This window comes from Falsiroseomonas sp. HC035, assembly GCF_050563525.1.
Lineage (GTDB): Bacteria > Pseudomonadota > Alphaproteobacteria > Acetobacterales > Acetobacteraceae > Falsiroseomonas.
Genome location: NZ_JBNXUN010000005.1, coordinates 60,623 through 83,922 on the forward strand (window position 1 = coordinate 60,623; position 23,300 = coordinate 83,922).

At 69.6% G+C, this 23,300-nt stretch carries 9 protein-coding genes; 8 read left to right on the forward strand and 1 reads right to left on the reverse strand.

All coding sequences use genetic code 11. From position 1 onward, the window contains the following. Positions 1–81: 81 nt before the first annotated feature. Genes ACLF3G_RS12755 through ACLF3G_RS12765 form a run of 3 tightly spaced genes read left to right on the forward strand, consistent with a single transcriptional unit; the run spans position 82 to position 5,353 of the window. Positions 82–1,701, forward strand: coding sequence for a thiamine pyrophosphate-binding protein (locus tag ACLF3G_RS12755; RefSeq protein ID WP_430669758.1), 1,620 nt, complete (start codon positions 82–84; stop codon positions 1,699–1,701). Beyond that, positions 1,701–3,296, forward strand: a complete 1,596-nt coding sequence (locus tag ACLF3G_RS12760) for a hydantoinase B/oxoprolinase family protein (RefSeq protein ID WP_430669759.1) — start codon at positions 1,701–1,703, stop codon at positions 3,294–3,296. The genes ACLF3G_RS12755 and ACLF3G_RS12760 overlap by 1 nt, the downstream gene beginning before the upstream one ends. Beyond that, a complete protein-coding gene (locus ACLF3G_RS12765; protein ID WP_430669760.1) occupies positions 3,296–5,353 on the forward strand; it encodes a hydantoinase/oxoprolinase family protein in 2,058 nt (685 codons plus the stop codon). The genes ACLF3G_RS12760 and ACLF3G_RS12765 overlap by 1 nt, the downstream gene beginning before the upstream one ends. Here ACLF3G_RS12765 and ACLF3G_RS12770 read toward each other — a convergent pair. Then, entirely contained in the window at positions 5,346–6,257 is a 912-nt protein-coding gene (locus tag ACLF3G_RS12770) for an aminotransferase class IV (RefSeq protein ID WP_430669761.1), read from the reverse strand. The genes ACLF3G_RS12765 and ACLF3G_RS12770 overlap by 8 nt on opposite strands. 71 nt (positions 6,258–6,328) lie before the next feature. Between ACLF3G_RS12770 and ACLF3G_RS12775 the strand changes: the two genes are divergently transcribed. From ACLF3G_RS12775 to ACLF3G_RS12795, 5 genes are all read left to right on the forward strand, one after another. Then, complete coding sequence (locus tag ACLF3G_RS12775) at positions 6,329–7,435, forward strand: alpha/beta fold hydrolase (protein WP_430669762.1); 1,107 nt, start codon at positions 6,329–6,331, stop codon at positions 7,433–7,435. 147 nt (positions 7,436–7,582) lie between these two features. Further along, a complete protein-coding gene (locus ACLF3G_RS12780; RefSeq protein ID WP_430669763.1) occupies positions 7,583–8,668 on the forward strand; it encodes an OmpA family protein in 1,086 nt (361 codons plus the stop codon). Positions 8,669–8,813: 145 nt separating this feature from the next. After that, positions 8,814–10,436, forward strand: a complete 1,623-nt coding sequence (locus ACLF3G_RS12785) for a carboxyl transferase domain-containing protein (RefSeq protein ID WP_430669764.1) — start codon at positions 8,814–8,816, stop codon at positions 10,434–10,436. Positions 10,437–10,441: 5 nt separating this feature from the next. Further along, on the forward strand, positions 10,442–12,433 hold the full coding sequence (locus ACLF3G_RS12790) for an acetyl/propionyl/methylcrotonyl-CoA carboxylase subunit alpha (protein WP_430669765.1): 1,992 nt from the start codon (positions 10,442–10,444) through the stop codon (positions 12,431–12,433). Between the two features lie 159 nt (positions 12,434–12,592). Beyond that, positions 12,593–23,296, forward strand: a complete 10,704-nt coding sequence (locus tag ACLF3G_RS12795; protein ID WP_430669766.1) for an SdrD B-like domain-containing protein — start codon at positions 12,593–12,595, stop codon at positions 23,294–23,296. Positions 23,297–23,300 lie beyond the last annotated feature (4 nt).

Genomic DNA, 23,300 nt, shown 5'->3' on the forward strand with positions numbered 1-23,300 from the left:
CGCAGCAGAAGCCCGCCGGGCATGGCTTGGCAAGTCGGGCAGGGCAGGGCAGACCCCTTGCAGCGGGACGGGAACAGCGCGATGCCGGATGCGAATGCAACCAGTCAGACCGTGGCGGAGGCCCTGCTGGCCGAGTTGGCGCGACGCGGCACCAGGCGCATCTGGGGCGTGCCGGGCGGCGGGTCCTCGCTCGACGTCATCGCCGCCGCGCCACGCTTCGGCATCGAGTTCATCCTGGCCCGACAGGAGGCCAATGCCGGCATCATGGCCCTGGCCGATGCGGAACTGACCGCTGCGCCGGGCGTGGTGATGACCACGAAGGGCCCGGGCGTCTCGAACGCCGCCAATGCACTCGCCTGCGCCACGCTGGAACGCGCGCCGCTGCTGCTGCTGTCGGATGGCTTCACCGCCGCGCAACTGACCTGGGTGACGCACCAGGCCTTCGACCAGCAGGCCGCCACCGCTGCCATCGCCAAGGGCCATGCCCGTGCCGAAGGCGAGGCGCCGGCCGAGGAAATCGCCGCGCTGCTGGACCTCGCCCAGGCCGCCCCGCGCGGCGCCGTGCATCTGGACCTGACCGGCGCCGCCGCCCGCCGCAATGCCGCCCCCGCCGCACCACGCGTGGCCGCCGCGCTCGCCGTGCCGCCCCTTGGCGATGCCGCGGCCCTGCTGGCGCAGGCCCGGCGCCCGGTGATCCTGGCCGGCGTGGAAGCCGCCGAGCCCGCGGCCACCGCCGCACTGCGCGCGCTGGCGGAGGCGCTGGGCTGCCCCGTCCTGGTCACCTACAAGGCGAAGGGCGTGCTGCCCGACCAGCACCCGCTCTACGCCGGCCTGTTCACCGGCGGCACGCTGGAGGCACCCTGCGTCGGCGCCGCTGACCTCATCATCCAGATCGGCCTGGATCCGGTCGAACTCATCCTGCAACCCTGGCGCTACAAGGCGCCGATCCTGGATGTGGCGCTGCGCCCGCATCCCATCCGCTATGCCGAGCCACAGGCGGCGCTGCATGGCGCACTCGCGGCCAGCATTTCCACGCTGCACGAAGCGGCACGGCGTTCGCTGTGGACGGACGCGGAAATTGCCGGACTTCGCGACGCCGCATTGGCGGCGCTGGAATGGCAGGGACAGGGCGGCGTCTCGCCGCCCGACATCGTCCGCATCGCGCAGCAGGTAGCCCGCGCCGCCGGCCGCGCGCCAAGGGTCGCGGTGGATGCCGGCGCGCACATGTTCTCCGCCACCGCCTTCTGGCAATGCGACCAGCCGCGCGACCTGCTGATCTCGAACGGCCTGGCCACCATGGGCTTCGCGCTGCCAGCCGGCCTGGCCGCCGCGGCACATGACCCGGCGCGCGGCGCCATCGCCTTCACCGGCGATGGCGGGCTGATGATGTGTGTCGGAGAACTGGCGACGGCGGCGCAGATCGGCGCCAGGCTGGTCACCATCGTCTTCAACGACAGCGCCCTGTCGCTGATCGACATCAAGCAGCAGCAGCGCCAGCTCGCGCCCGCCGGCGTGCGGTTCCGGCCGACCGATTTCGCCGCGGTCGCGGAAGGCTTCGGCGTGAAGGGCCTGCGTGCGGCCACGCCGGACGCATACCGTACCGCCCTGCGCGAAGCCTTCGCGCATGACGGCCCGAGCCTGATCGACGTGCAGGTCGACCCCGCCGGCTATCCGGCGCAGCTCCAGGCGATGCGCGGCTGATGTCGGAACCTCTCTCCGCACTCCGCCTCGGCACCGCCTGGGCCCGCATCGCCGGGCTGATGGATGAGGCCGCTGAAAGCTTCGTCCGCACCTCCTTCTCCTCCGTGGTGCGGGACAATTGGGACATGGCGGTCGGGCTGATGGACAGCGCCGGCCGGCAATTCGCGCAATCCTCGCGCTCGGTCCCCAGCTTCGTCGGCACAATGCCGGTGACGCTCGCCGCCATGCTGCGCCGCATCCCGGCGGCGTCGCTGGCGGAAGGCGACGTGCTGATCTCCAACGATGGCTACCTCGGCACCGGCCACCTCAACGACATCACCATGGTCAAGCCGATCTTTGCCGGCGGCCGGATCACGGCCTGGATCGGCAGCACCTTCCACGCCACGGATATCGGCGGCGCGCCCAGCGTGGAGGCCCGCGATTCCTGGGAGGAAGGACTGACCATCCCCGTCGCACGCATCCTGCGCGGCGGTGCCGAGAACGAGGACGTGGTCGCTTTCCTCGAAGCCAATCTGCGCCAGCCGGAGGAAGTGCTTGGCGACCTGCGCGCGCAGTTCGCCATGTACGACCAAGCCGCGCCGCGCCTGCTTCGCATCCTGGCCGAGGAGGGCATTGCCTCCGCCGATGCGCTCTCCGCTGAGATCTTCGCGCGGTCGGAGCGCGCCATGCGCCAGGCCATCGCCGCGGTGCCGGATGGCGAGGTGACGGATGAGGTCACGGCCGACGGCTTCGAACACCCGGTCACCATCCGGCTCCGCCTGGCGATCCGCGGCGATGCGCTGACGCTCGATTTCACAGGCACAGACCCGCAGATCGCGCGCCCGGTGAACTCACCGCTGAACTTTTCCCGCGCCTATTCCAACTACGCCGTGAAATGCGCCTTCGACCCGACCACGCCGAACAACGATGGCTGCTTCCGCCCGATCACGCTGATTGCATCGGAAGGCTCCATCGTGAATCCGCGTCGCCCCGCGCCGGTCTGGGGCCGCCACCTGACCGGCCATTACCTGCCGATGCTCGTGCTGTCGGCGCTCGGCCAGCTGATCCCGGAACGCGTCGTCGCCGAATCCGGCAGCCCGCTGTGGAACGTGTATTTCACCGGCGAGCAGCCTGACGGCCGCCGCTATGTCCGCATGTTCTTCATGAATGGCGGCCACGGCGCCGCCGCCTCCCATGATGGCGCCGCCTGTCTGTCCTTTCCTTCCAACGTCGCGACGCAGCCGGTGGAGCAGTTCGAGAATGCGGTGCCGATGCTGGTCACGGAGAAGTCCCTGATCCAGGGCAGCGGCGGCGACGGCACGATGCGGGGCGGACTCGGCCAGCGCATCGGCTTCCGGGTCGTCGGCGAGAAGCCGGTGACCGCCACCTACCGGCATGAGCGCGTGCAGCACCCGCCACGCGGATTGCTCGGTGGCGCGGCAGGACGGGGCGGGCGGGACCTGCTGAACGGCACGCAGGTCGCCGCCAAGGCACGCCTGGTGCTGAAGCCAGGCGACACGCTGGTGTTCGAGACCCCCGGCGGCGGCGGCTTCGGCGCCCCTGCCGACCGCGCGCCCGAGGCAAGAAGCACCGATGCCACCGAGGGCTACGTGTAGTGCGGAAACCCTGGCGCATCGGTGTCGACATCGGCGGCACCTTCACCGACTTCGTGCTGCTCGACACACGCGATGGCCGCCTGTTCAACGGCAAGGTGCTGACCACCCCGCACGCCCCGGAACAGGCGGTGCTGACCGGCATCGCGCAGCTTCTGGCCGGGCACGACGTGGCGCCCGATGCCGTGCAGCACGTCATCCACGGCACAACCCTGGTCGCCAACGCGCTGATCGAGCGCCGCGGCGTGCCCACCGGTTTCCTCACCACGGCCGGCTTCCGTGACATCCCGGAGATCGGCACCGAGCTCCGCCACGACACCTACGACCTGTTCATGCGCCGGCCGGAGCCGCTGGTGCCGCGCCGCCTCCGCCTTGGCGTGCCGGAACGCCTCGGCGCCGATGGCAACGTGCTGCTGCCGCTCGACGAAGCCGCCGCCCGCACGGCCATCCGCACGCTGCGCGATGAAGGCGCGCAGGCGCTGGCGATCTGCCTGCTGCACGCCTTCCGCAACCCGCTGCATGAACGTCGCCTCGCAGAATGGGCACGCGAGGAAGCACCCGGCCTGACGCTCTGCCTGTCCTCCGACCTGGTCCCCGAGATCGGCGAATACGAGCGTGGCACAACCACCATCTGCAACGCTTATGTGCAGCCGGTCTTCGAACGCTACCTCGCCCGCCTCGGCGACGGGCTGCGCGGTGCCGGCCTCACCGGCCCGCTGTTCCTGATGCTGTCCGATGGCGGCACGGTGCAGGAAGGCGTCGCGGCGCGGCACCCAATCCGCCTGGTCCAATCCGGCCCCGCCGGCGGCGTGCAGGCGGCGCGTGTCATCGGCGCCGCGGCCGGGGCCGAGGATATCCTGTGCTTCGACATGGGCGGCACCACCGCCAAGGCCGCGCTGATCGACGCCGGCCAGCCGCAACGCAGCCTGGATTTCGAGGTTTCGCGCGTCGACCGCTTCCGCAAGGGCAGCGGCTTTCCGCTGAAGGTGCCGGTGATCGAGATGATCGAGATCGGCGCCGGCGGCGGTTCCATCGCCCGCGTCGACGGCCTCGGGCTGATCCGCGTCGGCCCCGACAGCGCCAGCAGCGATCCCGGCCCGGCCTGCTATGGCCTCGGCGGTACGCTGCCCACCGTCACGGATGCCGACCTGCTGCTGGGCTACCTCGCCCCCGACAGTTTCCTCGGCGGCGACATGACATTGGATGTCGCCGCCGCCGAGCGCGCGATCCTGGAGCACATCGGCAAGCCCTTGGGCCTCTCCGCCCTCGATGCCGCCTGGGCGATCCATGAGACGGTGAACCAGGCCATGGCGCAGGCAGCCGGCATCCATACGCTGGAGAAGGCGCGGCGGATCGAGGCCTACACCATGGTGCCGATCGGCGGTGCCGGTCCGGTGCATGCCTGCGCCATCGCCCGCAAGCTGGCACTGCCGCGCCTGGTCTCGCCGCCTGGCGCCGGCGTCGCCTCCGCGTTTGGGTTCCTCGCCGCGCCGATCTCCTTCGCGCTGCTGCGCGCCATGGTGGCGCCGCTGGCCAGCCTGGACCTGGACGCGCTGCACGCGATGCTGGCCGCGATGGAGGCGGAGGGTCGCGCCATGGTGGCCGAGGCCGGCGTCGCACGCCCCCTCATCCGCCGCTACGCTGCGCTGCGCTATGCCGGCCAGGGCTACCAGGTGGAGGCCGAGATCCCCGAGGGCGCGCAGGCCGACCGCGCCGCCATCCGCGCCGCCTTCGAGGCGGAGTACCTGCGCCTGTACGGCCGCGAGGAAGCCAGCCTGCCGGTGGAACTCGTCGGCTGGCGCGTCATCGTCGCCGGCCCGACGCCGGAGCTGGAACTGGCGGGCGCGCGCGGGGAGGGCTTGGCGCGCAAGGGCGCACGGCAGGCCTGGTTCGGCAGCGGCTTCCTTGAGGCCTCTACCTGGAACCGCGCCGCCCTGCGGCCCGGCGACAGGATTGCCGGCCCCGCCCTGGTCGAGGAACGCGAGAGCACGCTGGTCCTGCCGCCTGGTGCCACCGCCACCTGCGATGCGGCGCTGAACCTGGTGGTGACGTTCAGCTGACCGGCGTGCGCCATGTGACATGCGCGCCTGTGGTGCCGCGCACCACCGCCTCATACGCTGCCTGCAACCGGCGCGTCACCGGCCCCGGATCGCCATCGCCCACCGGCAGGCGATCGACGCTGGTGACCGCGACCAACTCCTGCCCGGTGCCGCAGACGAACACCTCCTCCGCCACATACAGCTCCGTGCGGTCCACCGCGCGCTGTTCCACGGCGAGCCCGGCTTCCGCCGCCAGCACCAGCACCGTGTCCCGTGTCACGCTTTCCAGGATGTCGCTGGCGCGATCCGGCGTCACCAGCACGCCGTCCCGCACCAGGAAGACGCAGGCCGCGGCGGCCTCGGAGAGTTTTCCCCGCGCGGTCAGCAGCAGGGCGCTGTCGTAGCCATCGGCCTTGGCCTGGAGGGTCGCGAGGCGCCCGGCGTGGTAGTTCGCGCTCGCCTTGATGCGCGGCGGCATCGAATTGTCCGGCAGCCGGGTCCAGGAGGACACGCCGGCGGCGAGCCCCGTCGCGAACTTGGCGGATCGTTCGCGCGGCAGCGCCGCGGCAATCCAGCCGACCGGGCCGGTGGTGGCCATGGTGCCGAGGCCCTCGATCTGCGCCTGCACGCGGATATAGGCGTCGTCGTCCGGCGCATTCAGCCGCACGACCTCCAGCACTGCGGCGCGCAGCACATCGGTGGTGGGCGGCGCATCGAAGCGCATCACCTTCATGCCCTGTTGCAGGCGTGCCAGATGGTCCTCCAGCCGGAACACGCTGAAGCTGCCATCGGCGGGGTTGCGGTAGGCGCGCAGCCCCTCGAACACCGCGATCCCGTAGGCGACGGCGAGCGACAGCGGGTGCAGCCGCGCATCCGCGAAGGGCATGTCCTGTCCGTTGTGGATGATGCGCCGCGCCTGCCACATGCCGCTTGTTCCCTGGTCCCGTCCCGGCGAGTGTGCGCGGCCGATCCACAGTCAACAAGGTTGCCCCCTGCATGAACCCGCTCGACGCCCATCTGCTGCCGCCCGGCCTCCGCGCCCGCATCGTGCCCGGGGTGAATGGGCTGGCGGTGCATGTGCTGGAAGCCGGGGAGGCGGGCCGGCCCTGCATCCTGTTGCTGCACGGATTCCCCGAGCTGGCGTTTTCCTGGCGCAAGGTCATGCCGGCCTTGGCCGAGGCGGGCTACCACGTCGTGGCGCCCGACCTGCGCGGCTATGGCCGCACCACCGGCTGGACGGCCGGCTACGACGAGCCGCTGGCGCCGTTCCAGATGCTCAACATGGTGCGTGACCAGCTGGCGCTGCTGGATGCCATGGGCATCGCGCAGGTGCATCTGCTGGCCGGGCACGACTATGGCTCGCCGGTCGCCGCCTGGTGCGCGCTGATCCGGCCGGACGTATTCCGCCGCGTGGCGCTGATGAGCTCGCCCTTCGCCGGCCCGCCCGCCCGCAATCCACCACGGGGGGAGAATGTGCATGCCGGGCTCGCCGCGCTCGACCCGCCGCGCAAGCACTACCAGTGGTACTACGCCGAACGCCGCGCCGCGGGTGACATGGACAACCCACCGCAGGGGCTGCACGCCTTCCTGCGCGCCTACTACCACCACAAGAGCGCCGATTGGCCCGGCAACCAGCCGTTTCCCCTGTCCGGCTGGACGGCAGGCGAGCTGGCGAAGCTGCCGGACTACTACGTGATGCCGCTGCGCGCGACGATGCCGGAGGCGGTGGCGCCCTTCCTGCCGCCGGGCGAGGCGCCCTGGCTGACCGACGCGGAACTTGCCGTCTATGCTGCGGAATACGCCCGCACCGGCTTCGCCGGCGGCCTGCAATCCTACCGCTGCAATACCGGAGGGGCGAATGCGGCCGACCTGGTGCTGTTCGCGGGCCGGCGGATCGAAGTGCCCGCCATCTTCCTGGCGGGCGCCAGCGATTGGGGCATCCACCAGTTTCCCGGCGCCCTGGCGCGGATGCAGGCGGAGGCCTGCGCCGACTTCCGCGGGGCGCATCTCATTCCGGGCGCCGGGCATTGGGTGCAGCAGGAACAACCAGAGCGTGTTGTTGCGCGCCTGCTCGCCTTTGCGGCGCCGGCGTCAGCCAAGTAGGTGTTGCATTGGAGTAACAGCGTGGCGCCGTTTGCGTTTAGCGTCGCAAAGGCTCCTCGCTCCTGGCGCTTGCGGTGGTTACAAGACCACAAGTCATTGCCCGATCGCGACCTGCGAAGGCGTTCGGCGCTTGGAGGATCCAGAGTGATGCACGTTCGGAACGCCCTGCTGGCCGCAACCTTCCTGGCCCTTCCCGTGGCGGCGCAGGCGCAGCCGATCAGCGGCTTGTATGTGGGTGCCGGCATTGGCGTGAACGTGCCGCAGGAAACCGATTTCGAGCTGTCCCGCGGGATGGGTGCGACGACCGCCGCCCGCAGCGGCAGCATCGAGTTCGACTACGGTCTTGCCGGCGTGCTCAGCGTGGGCTACGGCTACGGCAACGGCATCCGCGCTGAACTCGAGGTATCCTACCGCCAGAACGACGTGGACAGCTTCTCCGGCGCCGGCCTGGCCCGGCCCACACGTACCCTCGGATTGACGCAGAACTATGGCGTGATGCTGAACGCCCTGTACGACTTCTCCTTCCCCGGCGCCCCGATCATCCCCTATGTCGGCGTCGGCGCCGGCTACCAGTGGCTTGAGTACAGGGGCGTCCGCGGCGCGGCCAGCAATGGTACCGTGATCCTCGATGGCACCGAGGGCGCCTTCGCCTACCAGGCGATCGTCGGCGGCGCCTTCCCGGTCGCGGAGTTCCCGGGCCTCGCGGTGACTGCCGAGTACCGCTTCATGGGCACGCTCTCGTCCGACATGGATGCGGCCTCCGGCATCACCAACACCCGCGGCAGCGCCGAGATCGACAACTTCAACCACAGCTTCCTGATCGGCCTGCGCTACGCCTTCGGCGTGACGCCGCCGCCGCCGGTCGTGGCGCCCCAGGCCCCGGTCGCGCAGGCCCCCGAGATCGCCCGCACCTACCTGGTGTTCTTCGACTTCGACCGTGCCGACCTGACCGACCGCGCCCGCCAGATCATCGGCGAGGCAGCCACCAACTCGCAGCGCGCCGGCACGACGCGCATCGAAGTCTCCGGCCACGCCGACCGTTCGGGCACGCCGCAGTACAACCAGCGCCTGTCCGAGCGCCGCGCCGCCGCCGTGGCGTCCGAGCTCGAGCGCCGTGGCGTGCCGCGCGCCGCGATGGCAATCCAGGCCTTCGGCGAGAGCCGTCCGCTGGTGCCCACCGCCGACGGCGTGCGCGAGCCGCAGAACCGCCGCGTCGAGATCGTCCTGCGCTGATCGCGCCGGACTCCCGCACGAAAGGGCGCCTCCGGGCGCCCTTTTTTGTTGCCTGGCTGCCGGGTTGACGCGGCACATCCGGACATGGCGCAGTGGCGGCAAAGCGAGGGGGACGGCCGATGGCGCAGGATGCAGGGGTGAGCCCATGCCGGTGATCGTCAGCACGGCCGAGCCACGCTCCGAAGCCTTTCGTGCCAATGCCGCCCGCATGGCCGCCCTGGTGGCCGACCTCCGCACCACCGTCGAGGGCATCCGCCAGGGCGGCGGGGAGGTCGCCCGCAAGCGGCATCTCGACCGCGGCAAGCTGCTGCCGCGGGACCGCATCCGTGGCCTGATCGACCCCGCCTCGCCCTTCCTGGAGTTCTCCCAGCTCGCCGCGCACGGCATGTATGGTGGGGATGTACCGGCCGCCGGCCTGATCACCGGTATCGGACGCGTCGCCGGCCGGGAATGCGTGGTCATCGCCAACGACGCCACCGTGAAGGGCGGCACCTACTTCCCGCTGACGGTAAAGAAGCACCTGCGCGCCCAGGAAATCGCCGAACAGAACCGGCTGCCTTGCCTGTATCTGGTGGACAGTGGCGGCGCCAACCTGCCGAACCAGGACGAGGTTTTCCCTGACCGCGACCATTTCGGCCGTATCTTCTACAACCAGGCGCGCATGTCGTCGCAGGGCATCCCGCAGATCGCGGTGGTGATGGGCAGTTGCACCGCCGGTGGCGCCTATGTGCCGGCCATGGCCGATCAGGCCATCATCGTCCGCAACCAGGGCACCATCTTCCTGGCCGGCCCGCCCCTGGTGAAGGCCGCGACAGGGGAGGTGGTGACGGCGGAGGATCTGGGGGGCGCCGACCTGCACAGCCGCGTCTCCGGCGTCACCGACCACATGGCCGAATCGGACGACCACGCGCTCGGCCTGGCGCGGCGCATCGTGGGTGGGCTGAACCGCGCCAAGCCGGCGGGTTTCGACGACCCAGCGCCGCCGCGCGAGCCGCTGTATCCGCCCGGCGAGATCGGCGGCGTCGTACCGACCGACTTTGCCGAGGGCTATGACGTGCGGGAGGTGATCGCCCGCATCGTCGATGGCAGCGAATTCGACGAGTTCAAGCCGCTGTACGGCCCCACCCTCGTCACCGGCTTCGCCCGCATCTGGGGCTACCGGGTCGGCATCGTCGCCAACAACGGCGTGCTGTTTTCCGAATCGGCGCAGAAGGGCGCGCATTTCATCGAACTGTGCGACCAGCGCGGCATCCCGCTGGTGTTCCTGCAGAACATCACCGGCTTCATGGTCGGCCGGAAATATGAAGCGGGCGGCATCGCCAAGGATGGCGCCAAGATGGTGACGGCGGTGGCCACCGCGCGGGTGCCGAAATTCACCGTCATCATCGGCGGCAGCTTCGGCGCCGGCAACTACGGCATGTGCGGCCGCGCCTATTCGCCACGCTTCCTGTTCATGTGGCCCAACGCGCGCATCAGCGTCATGGGCGGCCCGCAGGCCGCCGCCGTGATGGCGACGCTGCGGCGCGACAACATCGAGTCGCGCGGCGGCACCTGGACGGCGGAGGAGGAGGCCGCCTTCAAGGCGCCGATCTCGGCACAGTACGATGCGCAGGGCAGCCCCGCCTATGCCTCCGCCCGGCTGTGGGATGATGGCGTGATTCCGCCGGAGGATACGCGGCTGGTGCTGGCACTGGCGCTCTCCGCCGCGCGCAACGCCCCGGTGGCCGGCTGGACCGGCGAGCCGCGCTTCGGCCTGTTCCGGCTGTGACCCCCATGCCCCACCGGCCCTTCGACAGCCTGCTGGTCGCCAATCGTGGCGAGATCGCCGCCCGCATCCTGCGCACCGCCCGCCGCATGGGCCTGCGCGGTATCGCGGTGTTTTCGGATGCCGATGCCGGCGCGGTGCATGTGGCGGAAGCCGATGCCGCGGTGCGGATCGGCCCCGCGCCGGCGCGCGAAAGCTACCTGCACATCCCCGCCATCCTGGCCGCCGCCCGCGCGGTGGGGGCGGAGGCCATTCACCCCGGCTATGGCTTCCTGTCGGAGAACGCCGACTTTGCCGAGGCGGTGCTGGACGCCGGCCTGGTCTGGGTCGGCCCGCCGCCTGCGGCGATCCGCGCCATGGGATCGAAGGCCGCGGCCAAGGCGCTGATGGAGCAATCCGGTGTGCCCCTGGTGCCCGGCTACCACGGAGAAGATCAGTCCGACGCCACGCTGCATGCCGCGGCACAGCGCATCGGCTTCCCGCTGCTGGTCAAAGCCAGCGCTGGCGGCGGCGGCAAGGGCATGAAGGTGGCGGCCAGTGCGGCCGAGTTGGAGGAGGCCCTGGCGCTGGCGCGCGGCGAGGCCCGCGCCGCCTTCGGCGACGACCGCCTGCTGCTGGAGCGCTACCTGCAACAGCCGCGCCACATCGAGATCCAGGTCTTCGGCGACAGCCACGGCAACATCATCCACCTGCATGAGCGCGACTGTTCCCTGCAGCGCCGCCACCAGAAGGTGGTGGAGGAAGCGCCGGCGCCGGGCATGACCGCCGCGCGCCGCGCCGCCATGGGGCAGGCCGCCTGTGCCGCCGCGCGCGCGGTCGGCTATGTCGGCGCCGGCACCGTCGAGTTCATCGCGACGGAAGACACCTTCCATTTCATGGAGATGAACACCCGCCTCCAGGTCGAGCACCCGGTGACGGAGGCGATAACCGGCCTCGATCTGGTGGAATGGCAGTTGCGCATCGCGATGGGGGAGGCGCTGCCGCTGGCCCAGGCGGAGGTGCCCCTGGAAGGCCACGCCATCGAGGTGCGGCTGTATGCCGAGGACCCGACACGGGACTTCGCCCCCTCCACCGGCACGCTGCGGCACCTGGCTCTGCCCCAGGGGCTGCCGGGGACGCGCGTGGATGCCGGCGTGCGAACGGGCGATGTGGTGCCGATCCACTACGATCCGATGCTGGCCAAGATCATCGTGCACGGGCCGGATCGCGCCACGGCGCTACGGCGGATGGACCGGGCGTTGGCCGTCTCGGCCGTCGCCGGCATCCGCACCAACCTGCCGCTGCTGCGCGGCATCGTTGCTCATTCGGACTTCCGCGCCGGCGCGTTGGACACCGGCTTCATCGCCCGCCATGCGGAGGCGCTGCTGGCGCCGCAGGGCCCGGCGCCGCGCGCCGCCCTGGCCGCGGCCCTGCTGCGCCTGCTGCGCGACGCCGCGGGCAACGCGGCTGCCGATCCGTATTCGCCCTGGGGCACGGCCAGCGCCTGGCGGCTGAATGGCGCCGGCTACCAGGACTTCGTGCTGCTGGACGGTGCGGCCCGCCTGGCGCTGCGCGCGCATCCCGGCGCGGCGCCCCGGCTGGAACTGCCGGATGGCGTGGCCGAGGCTGGCGGGCTCGTCTGGTCCGGCGATCGCATCGGCTTCACGCTGGATGGTCAGGCGCGACAGGCCGTGGTGCTGCGCGAGGGAGCCGTGCTGAGCGTGCTTCTGGACGGCGCGACGCATGAGTTGCAATGCATCGATACCGGTGCTGCCTCCGGCAATCAGCAGGAAGGCGGTGGCAAGGTGCTGGCGCCGATGCCGGGCCGGGTCCTACAACTTCTGGTAGCGGAGGGCGAGACGGTGCAGCGCGGCGCCGTGCTGCTGGTGATGGAGGCGATGAAGGTGCAGATGCGTATCCCGGCACCGGCGGATGGCGTGGTGCTTGCGCTGAACTGCGCCGTCGGTGATCTGGTGGAGGACGGGGCGGAACTCGCCATGCTTGGGCCGCTGCCAGACTGACCATCGGCCAACCCCGGCAACGATACGAAAACGTCTCAAAAATAGTAAAAGCGCTTATGTTTGGTACATAGCTGTTGCACAATATTTGAACCTTGGTATCTCTTCGGTTAACGGAATGAGGTGGCGCGGCCGCCGGATCTTCCGACGGAGAGCGCCTGGATGTCCGCACAGCCTGTTGTCACCTTCCTCCAGGGCAGCGCGATCAACGCGCCCATCGGCGGACTTCAGACCGTCACCGTGCGCTTCGACAACGTGCCGAATGGCGCGGCCGGCTCCGATGTCGGCTATGCGCCCTACGTCAACCTGGTCATCCCGACGAACGGCAAGGACGGCGCGGGTGCCGGCAGCGCCGGGGCCACCGCGAATGACGGCCTCGCCTATCTCGGCGCCAGCTACCTCGGCGTGCCGCTGCAGCAATGGGTCCTGGAATTCCCGGCCAACGGGCAGGTCATCCACCCCTATGCCACCACCGCCGCCGGGACGCCGCTGGCCGTTACTGGCACGCCGGGCGATACGCTGGTGGTGCTGCGGCTGCCCTTCGGCAGCTTCACGGCCGGCCAGACACCCTCGGACCTCCAGGTCTCGCTCCAGCTCAGCCCGCTGGCGGACCTCGCTCAGCCGCTGAACCTGCAGGCCTCCGGCGGCTTCGCCTATGGACGCGATGCGCTGCTGAACCCGGTGACGGACAACCCGGTGACGGGCGCCACCAGCAGCCTTTCGGTGACACCGACGGTGCTGGAACTCGACAAGGTCTATGTCGGGCCGGAACAGGAGACGGCGACCGGCCCCTCCTACCCGCGCGAGTGGCTGGTGAAGGCGCTGATCGCGGACGGCCAGACCGTGACGAAGCTGGTGCTGACCGACCAGATGCCGGACGGCACCATCATCACCGGCGCCAGCATCGTCAACGGCACCGGCAGCGTCACCTACGATAACGCAACGGGCCTGGTCGTCGCCACGCTGACCGGCGGCTACACCGGCGGCAATCCGGCGCCGACGCTGAAGATCGATTTCTACGTGGACGAGTTCCTGCGCGATGGCGTGACGCCGGTGCTGGACCCCACGACCGGTGCCTTCCGCGTGCTGGAGAACAATGCGCGCCTGGATGCCGAATGGCAGCCCCTCGATGCGCGCGACCCGCTGGTGGTCTTCGCAATCGACCCGGCCGGGCCGGAGGACATCATCACCGCCAAGTCGATCGCGGTGCAGAAGTCCGTCCAGCCGCTCGGCACGCTGCAGGCCGGCGAGACGCTGGAATACACGCTGGACGGCCAGGTCTCCAACTACTTCAACATGGACGACCTGGTGCTGGTCGACACGCTCGGCGACGGGCAGGTCTATGACCCATCCTTCGCGGCTACCATCACGATGCGCGAAGGCGGTGCGGTGCTGTTTAGCGGCACCATCGCGCCCACCAACATCTCGGTCGTGCGCGATGCGCTGACCGGCCTGTCCACCATTCGCTTCGACGTCTCGCAGGAAATGCGCGACCGTGGCATCGACGACGTGTTGAACGGCCGGCCCGGCGGCGTGGAGAACCAGGCGACGGTGCTGGTGAAGTTCCACAGCACCATCCAGGAAAGCTACATCTCCACCAGCCCGGCCCCCTCGAACGAGCCGCTGGTGGACCAGGGCGACCCGCTGGTCAACGACGTGGTGTTCGACGGCGTGGTCGACGAGACCGACGCGCCGAAGGGCGACGACAGCAGCGCCGGCGTGGTGATGCCGGTCAGCGAGGTCGGCAAGTCCATCTATGCCATCAACGGCAACACCTCCTTTGCGCCGGGCCCGATTTCCGCCGGCGACCAGATCACCTTTCGCCTCACGCTCGACATGCCGCTGACCGGCGCACACGACGTGGCGCTGACCGACTTCCTGCCGCTGCCGGTGCTGAAGGCGCTGGCCGGGATGAGCTTCACGGACATCGTCAGCGCGGCAGTGCCGGGCGCCAACCAGGCCAAGTGGGGCCCGGGTGCCACCTATGACAGCTCCGGCGACCCGACCACGACGCCTTCCATCTCCTTCGACTCTGCAAGCAATTTCCTGAAGTTCGACTTCGGCGACGCACGCGCCCCGAACAACCTGCCAAGCCGCATCGACCTGCTGTTCACCGTGGTGGTGGAGGATGAGGAGTTCGGCGACGGCCTGCTGCTGACCAACCAGGTCACCAGCACGGAGACAAACAGCTTCGGCGACGTGTCGGAAGACAACTCCATCGTTCAGTTCGTGCTCGGCGAGCCGGAGCTGAACATCACCAAGGGTGTCATCGCCGACAGTGGCGCCGGCACGCTGACAGCCACGGCGGGCCCCGTCGCCTTCAGCGCGCCGGGCAGCGCCGGCAACCGCTTCACCGGCACCATCACCAGCACCAACCTCGACAGCGTGCCGATCGACGCGAACCTGACCGGCGCCGATGCCGGAGACCGCGTGTCCTTCGCCATCGTGGTAGAGAACACCGGCAGCTCCCTGAAGGGCGCCTTCGACGTCCTGATCCACGACACCATCCCCGCGGGCTTCGAGCCGGCGACCGGTGGCCTGAACCTGCGCGTCACGGACGGTGCCGGCAACGCGATTCCCTTCACGGTGGAGGGAACCGGCCTGTTCGATCCGGCCGGCGGTATCCGCCTCGGCGATGCGGTGAACAGCGGCAGCATCGGCGCCTACAGCGCCAGCAGCGGCGACAACATCGTCATCATCACCTACGACCTGGAACTGGTCGCGGACGTGCCGGTGTTCGGCGTGGACCTCACCAACACCGCGACCATCGAGCATTTCGCCGCGATGGAAGGCGGGATCGACCGTACGGCCTACACCCCGGCCGGCGACCTGACGGATGCCGCAATCGTCCGCACCCAGGCGCCCGCCATCGCGAAGTTCGTCTCCGCTACCAGCGAGTCGCACACCGGCTTGCTCGCCGGCAACGATGCGCGCGTCGATACGACGATCGGCGAGATCGTGACCTACCGCATCACCGTCACCGTGCCGGAAGGCCGCATGACGGATTTCCGCGTCGAGGACTACCTGCCGACCTCCGATGCCGGCGGCGGCGGCGTGATGACGGCGCTGGCGGGGCGCTTCATCAGCGTGACCGGCCTGAGCAACAACAGCACCTTCGATGAAACGCCGGCCATCACGCTGACCGACACGGACGGCTTGAACGGCGCCGACAAGGTAACCTTCGCCTTCGGCAACGTGCACAACAAGGCCGACACGACCGCCACGGCACCGGTGACGGTGACACTGGAAGTCGATGCGGTGGTGCGGGACAACGCTGCCAATTTGCGTGGCGACGTGCTGACCAATACGGTCATCGCAAGCGCGGCGAACGCGAATGCGCCGGGCGGGCGCAGCAGCACCAGCGCGACCTCGCAGATCGACGTGGTGGCGCCGAACCTGGTCATCGACAAGACGGCCAATACCGCCAAGGCCGATGCCTTCGATACCATCAACTACACCATCACGCTGGAGAACAAGGGTGCCCCCGCGGCTGGCGCCGGCACGAGCGACTTCACCGCCCGCGCCTGGGACGTGAACCTGAAGGACCTGCTGACGGATGTGCAGCTCGACGCCATCTACCAGGGCGCCACGCTGACCGTCACCGGGATCGCCGCCGGCCGCATCACCTATGGTGCGACGCCGGTCGACATCACGCTGGACTATCTGGACCCGGGCGAGAAGATCACGGTCAAGTTCGACGTCGTGGTGAAGTCCGAGGTCGACGCAGGGGAGACGCTGGTCAACACCGCGACCGCTGTCGGCAGCTCCATGGACGGAACCGCCAGCACCAGCGACCGCGTCAGCACAGTGAGCGACGGCCACACCGTCACCATCGACGCGCCCTCCATCACCAAGACCATCATCGCGACCTCCGATCCCAACACCCGTGGTCCCTCTGCCGAGGGCACCGTGCCGCTGGACCGGCACGGCAGCGGTCGCGTCGATCTTCGCATCGGCGAGGAGGTCACCTATGAGATCCGTGTACGGCTGCCGGAAGGCGACAGCCCGAATTTCCGCATCACCGATGTGCTGGAGGATCTGACCAACGGCGTCAACGGCACGCTGACCTTCATCCCAGGTTCGCTCGAGGTGGTCTCGGTCGGCGGCAACCTGCAGACCTATGCCGGCGGCGCCGTCGGCGCGCCGGTCGTGACCACCTCGAACACGGGCAGCACGACAGGTGACGATCGGTTCGAGCTGAACTTCGGCAGCGTCCGCAACGTCTCGAATAACGCCAATACGGATGCCGAGGTCATAGTGCTGCGGCTGAAGGCCGTGGTGAACGACCTCAGCCACAACAGCGACGCCGACCAGCTGGGCAACATCGCCCGCGTCGATACCGGCACGACGGGCGCGCCGGCTACCAGTGTGGTGCTGCCCGAGGTGGTCATCGACGTGGTCGAGCCGGTGCTCAGCATCGACAAGGCCTCCACCATCGTCTCCGGCGAGGCGCTCGATGCCGGGGCGATCGTCAGCTACTCCATCACGATCCGGCACGCCAACAACTCCGACGCGCCGGCCTACGACCTGAAGGTGGCGGACCTGATCCCCGCCGGCATGTCGCTGGTCGCCGGCACGCTGACCGCCAGCACCGGCAGCGTCAGCAGCACCGGCAATGCCATCTCGTGGTCGGCTGACCAGTACCTGCTCGGCGCCACGGCGGTGACCATCACCTACCAGGCGCGTCTGCTGGACAGCGTGACGCCGGCGCAGGTGCTGTCGAACACCGCGACCCTGGCCTATGACAGCAACCCGGCGGACTTCGTGACCCCGGGCAGCCCGACGCCGGCCGAGGACCTGGCCAGCCGCAGCTACAGCACGCAGGACACCGAGACGCGGACGGTCGTGCTGGCGCCGACCATCGATAAGTCGGTGGTCGCGACCGGCGACGCGAATTCCGGCAGCGCCTTCGGCAACGTCTCGAACCCCGATGCCGCGCCTGGAGAGACCGTCACCTATCGCCTCACCATCACCCTGGGCGAGGGCACGCAGCGACTGGTGATCTCCGACAGCCTGCCGACCGGCCTGACCTTCAACGGCGCCTCGGTCGAGAGCATCGGCGCCAGCATCAGCGGATCTTCGCTTGCCGTCGGCGCGGCCGCCACCTCGGTTGTCGGCGGCTCCTACACTTTCGACTTCGGCACCATCGTCAATGCTGGCGACAATGACCGCGATGCAGGCGACACCGTCACGATCCTGGTCAACGCGCGCGTTGCCGCGGACGCCACGCCGGGCAGCACGCTGATCAACACCGCGAAGGTCGAGACCTACGCGCCTGGCGGCGGCACGCCCGGCCTCGGCAGCGCGACGGACCTGGCCGCCATCGACGTGGTGCGGCCGGACCTGGTCATCGTGAAGGACGCCTTGCCCGGCGCCCGCGATGCCGGTGACCTCGTCACCTACACCGTCACGCTGAGCCACGCCGCCGGTTCCACGGCCGCGGCCTACAACCTTGCCCTGAAGGACATCCTGCCGGCCGGCGTCGCGCTGTTGGCGGGTAGCGCCACGGCCAGCACCGGCACCGCCAGCATCGCCGGCGGCACGCTGAGCTACAGCCTCGGCCAGTTCCTGCGCACCGACGCGCCGATCGTGATCACCTACCAGGGCCGCCTCGCGGCCAACGTCGTGGATGGCCAGGCGATCGTCAACACGGCGCAAATCACCTACGCCTCAGCCCCGACCAACGGCGCCAGCGTGACGGAGAGCGACCCGGCCACGGTGCTGGTTGATATCGTGAACAGCGTGAGCAAGACGCTGGAGGCCACCAGCTTCGTCGCCACCACCGGCAGCAATGTCGGTGTCGGCGAATTTGTCAGCTTCCTCGTCACCGCGACGCTGGGGGAGGGCGCCCAGCGGATCGTGCTGCGTGACGTCCTGCCGACCGGCCTGACCTATATCGGCTCGGACCTGATCTCGCTCGGCGGCATCACCGGCTCCGCCCTCGCGGTCGGCGCGTCCGGCAGCTACGATGCCGGCAGCCGCACGCTGAGCTTTGCGCTCGGCGACATTGCCAATCCCGTCGAGAACGCCAGCACCGCCACGGACCAGATCACCTTCCGCGTCATCGCGCAGGTGGCGGATCAGGCCAACGGGACCATCCTGACCAACACGGGCGCAGTGGTGTCCTCCGTGCCGGTGAACGCCTACGGCGTCACCCCCAGCACGAACCAGGTCACGGTCACCGAGCCGGAAGTGTTGACGGTGGTGCGTGCCTCGCTCGGCGGCATCGCCTTCCGCGACACCGATGGCGACGGCATCCGCGGCCCGGGCGAGACGGTGGTGGTCGCCGGCATCCCGGTGGTCCTGCTCAACGCCGACGGCAGCCCGACCGGCCTCAGCACCGTCACCGCCTCGGATGGGTCCTACCTGTTCGATGCGCTGGTGCCCGGCAGCTACCGCGTTCGGTTCGGCGAGGCGGGGCTGGAGAAGCGGACGCTCGGCAACCAGGGGATCATCGACAGCGTCGACAGCGACGCAGACCAGGCCAGCGGCCTCACGCCGGTCTACACCCTGGTGAATGGCGAGAACCGCCGCGACGTCGATGCTGGCTACTACCAGCTCGCCAGCATCGGTGACCGGGTCTGGGAAGATACCAACGGCAATGGCCGCCAGGATGACGGTGCCACCGGCATCGTCGGCGCCACTGTGCAGTTGCTGAAGGGTGCCAGCGTCATCGGCACCACCACCACCGGCGCCGACGGCTTCTACGAATTCACCGGCCTGGTGCCGGGCGACTACAGCATCCAGGTGCTGCCGGACGGCTTCACGGCGACGCAGCGCAACCAGGGCGAGGAGGCCGGCGACAGCGACGTCAACGCCACCGGCCGCAGCGATGTCTTCAACCTGGACTCCGGCGAGGCCGAGCCCCGCCTCGATGCCGGCTTCTACCGCGGCGCCAAGCTCGGCGGCACGGTCTTCGAGGATGTGGACGGCGACGGCCTCCAGGACGGGGCAGGCGAGCCCGGCATCTTCGGTCGCCTGGTCACGTTGCTGGATGCCAACGGCGTCTCCACCGGCCGCACGGCGCTGACCGATTCGAACGGCAACTACCTGTTCGACAACCTGGCGCCCGGCACCTACAGCGTCACCTTCGCCCCCTCCGGGGCCATGCCCTTCACCAAGGCGAATGTCGGCCTCGACAACGGCCTGGACAGCGACGCGAACCCGCTGACCGGCGCCACGGAACAGGTGACGCTGGTCTCCGGTGGCGACAACCGCACGCTCGATGCCGGTGTCTATACCCCGGCCGCCATCGGCAACCGGGTCTGGGAGGATCTGGACGGCGATGGCCAGCAGGATGCGGGGGAGCCCGGAATCGTCGGCGCCACCATCCGCCTGCTGGACGCCGGCGGCACCGTCATCGGCACCACCACCAGCGGCGTCAACGGCAGCTACGCCTTCACCGGCCTGGCGCCCGCCGACTACCGGGTGGAAGTGGTGGCGGCCGGCTACGTGCCGACGCGCCAGGACCAGGGCGCGGATGGCAGTGACAGCGACATCGCCGCCAACGGCCGCACCGGCTTCGTCAACCTGTCCTCCGGCGAGACCGACGACACGGTGGATGCCGGGCTGTACCGCTACGCCTCGCTCGGCGACAAGGTGTTCGACGACCTCGACAATGACGGCATCCAGGATATCGGAGAGCCGGGCCTTGCCGGCATCACCGTGCGCCTGCTGTCGGCCGATGGGCTGACGGTGCTCGCCACCACCACGACCGGCACCGGCGGCCTCTACCGCTTCGAGGATCTGGCGCCGGGCGATTACCGCGTGGAGTTCGTCGCCCCCGCCGACCGCGCCTTCGCCAGGAAGGACCAGGGCGGCGATGCGGCCGACAGCGATGCGGACCGCACCACCGGCCGCACCGATCTCGTCACGCTTGCCTCCGGCCAGGACCGTACCGATGTCGATGCCGGGCTGCTGCTGCTTGGCGACCTCACCGGCCGCGTCTGGGTGGATCGCGACGGCGACGGCATCGAGGATGCGGCGGAGGCGCCGCGCGCCGGCGTCACCGTCCGCCTGCTGAACGCGGACGGCACGCCGACCGGCCGCACCACCACCACGGACGCCACGGGCCAGTATCTGTTCGAGGACCTGATCACCGGCTTCTACCGCGTGCAGGTCGCGGCGCCGGCCGGCGAACGCCTGACCCTGCCGAACCAGGGCGTTGACGACACAGTGGACAGCGACGCGCTGCCCGCCACCGGCATCACGCATGCGGTGCAGGTGCTGCCGGCGCAGGTCACGCGCGACCTCGATGCGGGCCTGTACGTTCCCGCTTCTCTCGGCGACCGGGTCTTTCTCGACCGGGATGCGGACGGCGTGCAGGACGTCGGGGAGCCTGGCCTGGCTGGGGTCACTGTGAACCTGCTGGATGGCACCGGTGCCATCATCAGTGCGACGCAGACCAATGCGACCGGCCTCTACAACTTTGCCGGCCTCGCCCCTGGCCAGTACGGCGTGCAGGTGGTGGCGCCGGCGACCTACGAGGTCTCGCCGCGTGACATCGGCAGCGACGCGCTGGACAGCGACGCGCTCGCCGACGGAAGTGTTCCGCCTGTCATGCTGTACTCCGGCGATGCCCGGACCGATCTCGATGCCGGGCTGTTCCAGCGCGTCACGGTCGGTGACAGGGTGTGGCGCGACCTGAACGGCAACGGAGTGCATGATACGGGAGAGCCGGGTGCGCGGGGCGTTACGGTGCGGCTGCTTGATGCCGGCGGCGCCGTCATCGCCACCACCGTCACCGCCATCAGCGGACATTACAGCTTCGACAACCTGCTGCCGGGCAGCTATTCGGTGCAGTTCGTCGCACCAGCCGGCTCCGTGTTCACCACGCGGGATGTTGGCAACGACAATCGTGACAGCGATGCCGACCTCGCCACGGGACAGACGCAGCAGGTCACGCTGACTTCCGGCCAGGTGAACACGTCGCTGGATGCGGGGCTGCTTTTCGCGGGCTCCATCGGTGACAGGGTCTGGGCGGATCGGGACGGCGACGGCCAGCAGGATGCCGAGGAACCCGGCATCGGCGGCGTCATCGTGCGGCTGCTCAGCACATCGGGCGCGGTGATCGCCACGACCACTTCCGATGCCTCGGGCTTCTACCTGTTCGATGGCCTGCGGCCGGGCGACTACGTGGTGCGCTTCAACACGCCCACCGGCCACACCGCGACGGTGCGGGATGCCGGCAACGACGCGACGGACAGCGACGCCGCGCCGAGCGGCCGCACCGGCACCATCACGCTGGCGCAGGGCGCGGTCATCACTCATGTCGATGCCGGCTTCATCCCGGACGTCGTCGGCACCTGCGACCTGCCCACCACGGTGCTGACCAACGGCAACGACGCCTTCCCGGGCACCGAGGCCGGCGACAAGATCGATGGCCTGGGCGGCAACGACAACATCAACGGCCTGCGGGGCGATGACTGCCTGCGCGGCAACGATGGCAACGACGTCATCAACGGTCATGAGGGCGACGACCAGATCAAGGGCGATGCCGGCGACGACAACCTGCACGGCAATGGCGGCAACGACGTCATCTACGGCGGTGACGGCAACGACACGATCGAGGCCGGCGAGGGCAATGACTGGGCGGAAGGTGGCACGGGCGATGACCGGATGCAGGGCGAGGGTGGCGACGACACGCTGTTCGGTGGCCTCGGCAACGACATCGTCGAGGCGAATGCCGGCAACGACATCGCCTTCGGGGGCGCCGGCAACGACCGCGTCACCGGCCACGACGGCAACGACACCGTCCTGGGCGGTACCGACTTCGGCCGCGCGTCCTTCATCGGCGGCTACATCACCGGTGTGGTGATCGGCGACACGGTGTCCGGCGATGGCGGCGCCGACCGCTTCATCTGGCAGAAGGGCGACGGCGTGGACCTGCTGCTCGACTTCAAGCCCGCCGAGGGCGACACGCTGACCATCTACGGCTATGCCGCGCCAGTCGCGGTACAGCGGGTGGATGGCCGCGCCGTGATCTACCTCGGCACCGACAGCGCCATCGTGATGAACGACTTCTATCCGACCGATGGGACCATGCCCGGCATCACCTTCGTCCCCGGTGTCAACCTCGCCCCCGGCCTGCCGGTGGAACGCGCGCCGTTCACCGGGACCCTGGACAACGACACCATCATCGGCAATTCGGCGGCCAATGTGATCGAAGGGTTGCAGGGCAACGACGTGCTGGGCGGCGGCGGTGGCAACGACACGATCTACGGTGGCGACGGCAACGACGCGATGAACGGTGGGCCCGGCGCCGACCTGCTCGATGGCGGCGCCGGCGTCGACACGGTGAGCTACGGGTCCTCCAACATAGGCATCCGCGCCTCGCTCGGCGCGCCGGCCGGCAATACCGGCATCGCCGCTGGCGATACCTATGTGCAGGTGGAGAACCTGCTCGGCTCCGCCTACAACGACACGCTGTCCGGCGACAACGGCAATAACCGGCTGACCGGCGCGGAGGGCGACGATGTGCTGTCCGGCGGCGGCGGGCTCGATGAACTGGTCGGCGGCCTTGGCGCGGATGTGCTGTCCGGCGGTGCCGGGGCGGATCGCTTCCTGTACTACGGCTTCGCGGAAAGCGCCGTCGCCAACCCCGATACCATCCTCGACTTCTCCTGGTTCGAGGGCGACAAGATCAACCTCAGCCCGATCGACGGACATCTCGGCCAAGCCGGCAACCAGGCCTTCGCCTTCGTCGGCACCGGCGCCTTCACGGCCGGTGGCCAGGGCTCCGTGCGCTACGAGCAGGTTGGCGCGGATACGATGGTGCTGGTCGATGCCGGCGATGGCGGCGCGGCCGAATTGGCGATCCGGCTCGCCGGCCTGCACACGCTGTTCCAGTCCGACTTCAACCTCTGACCGG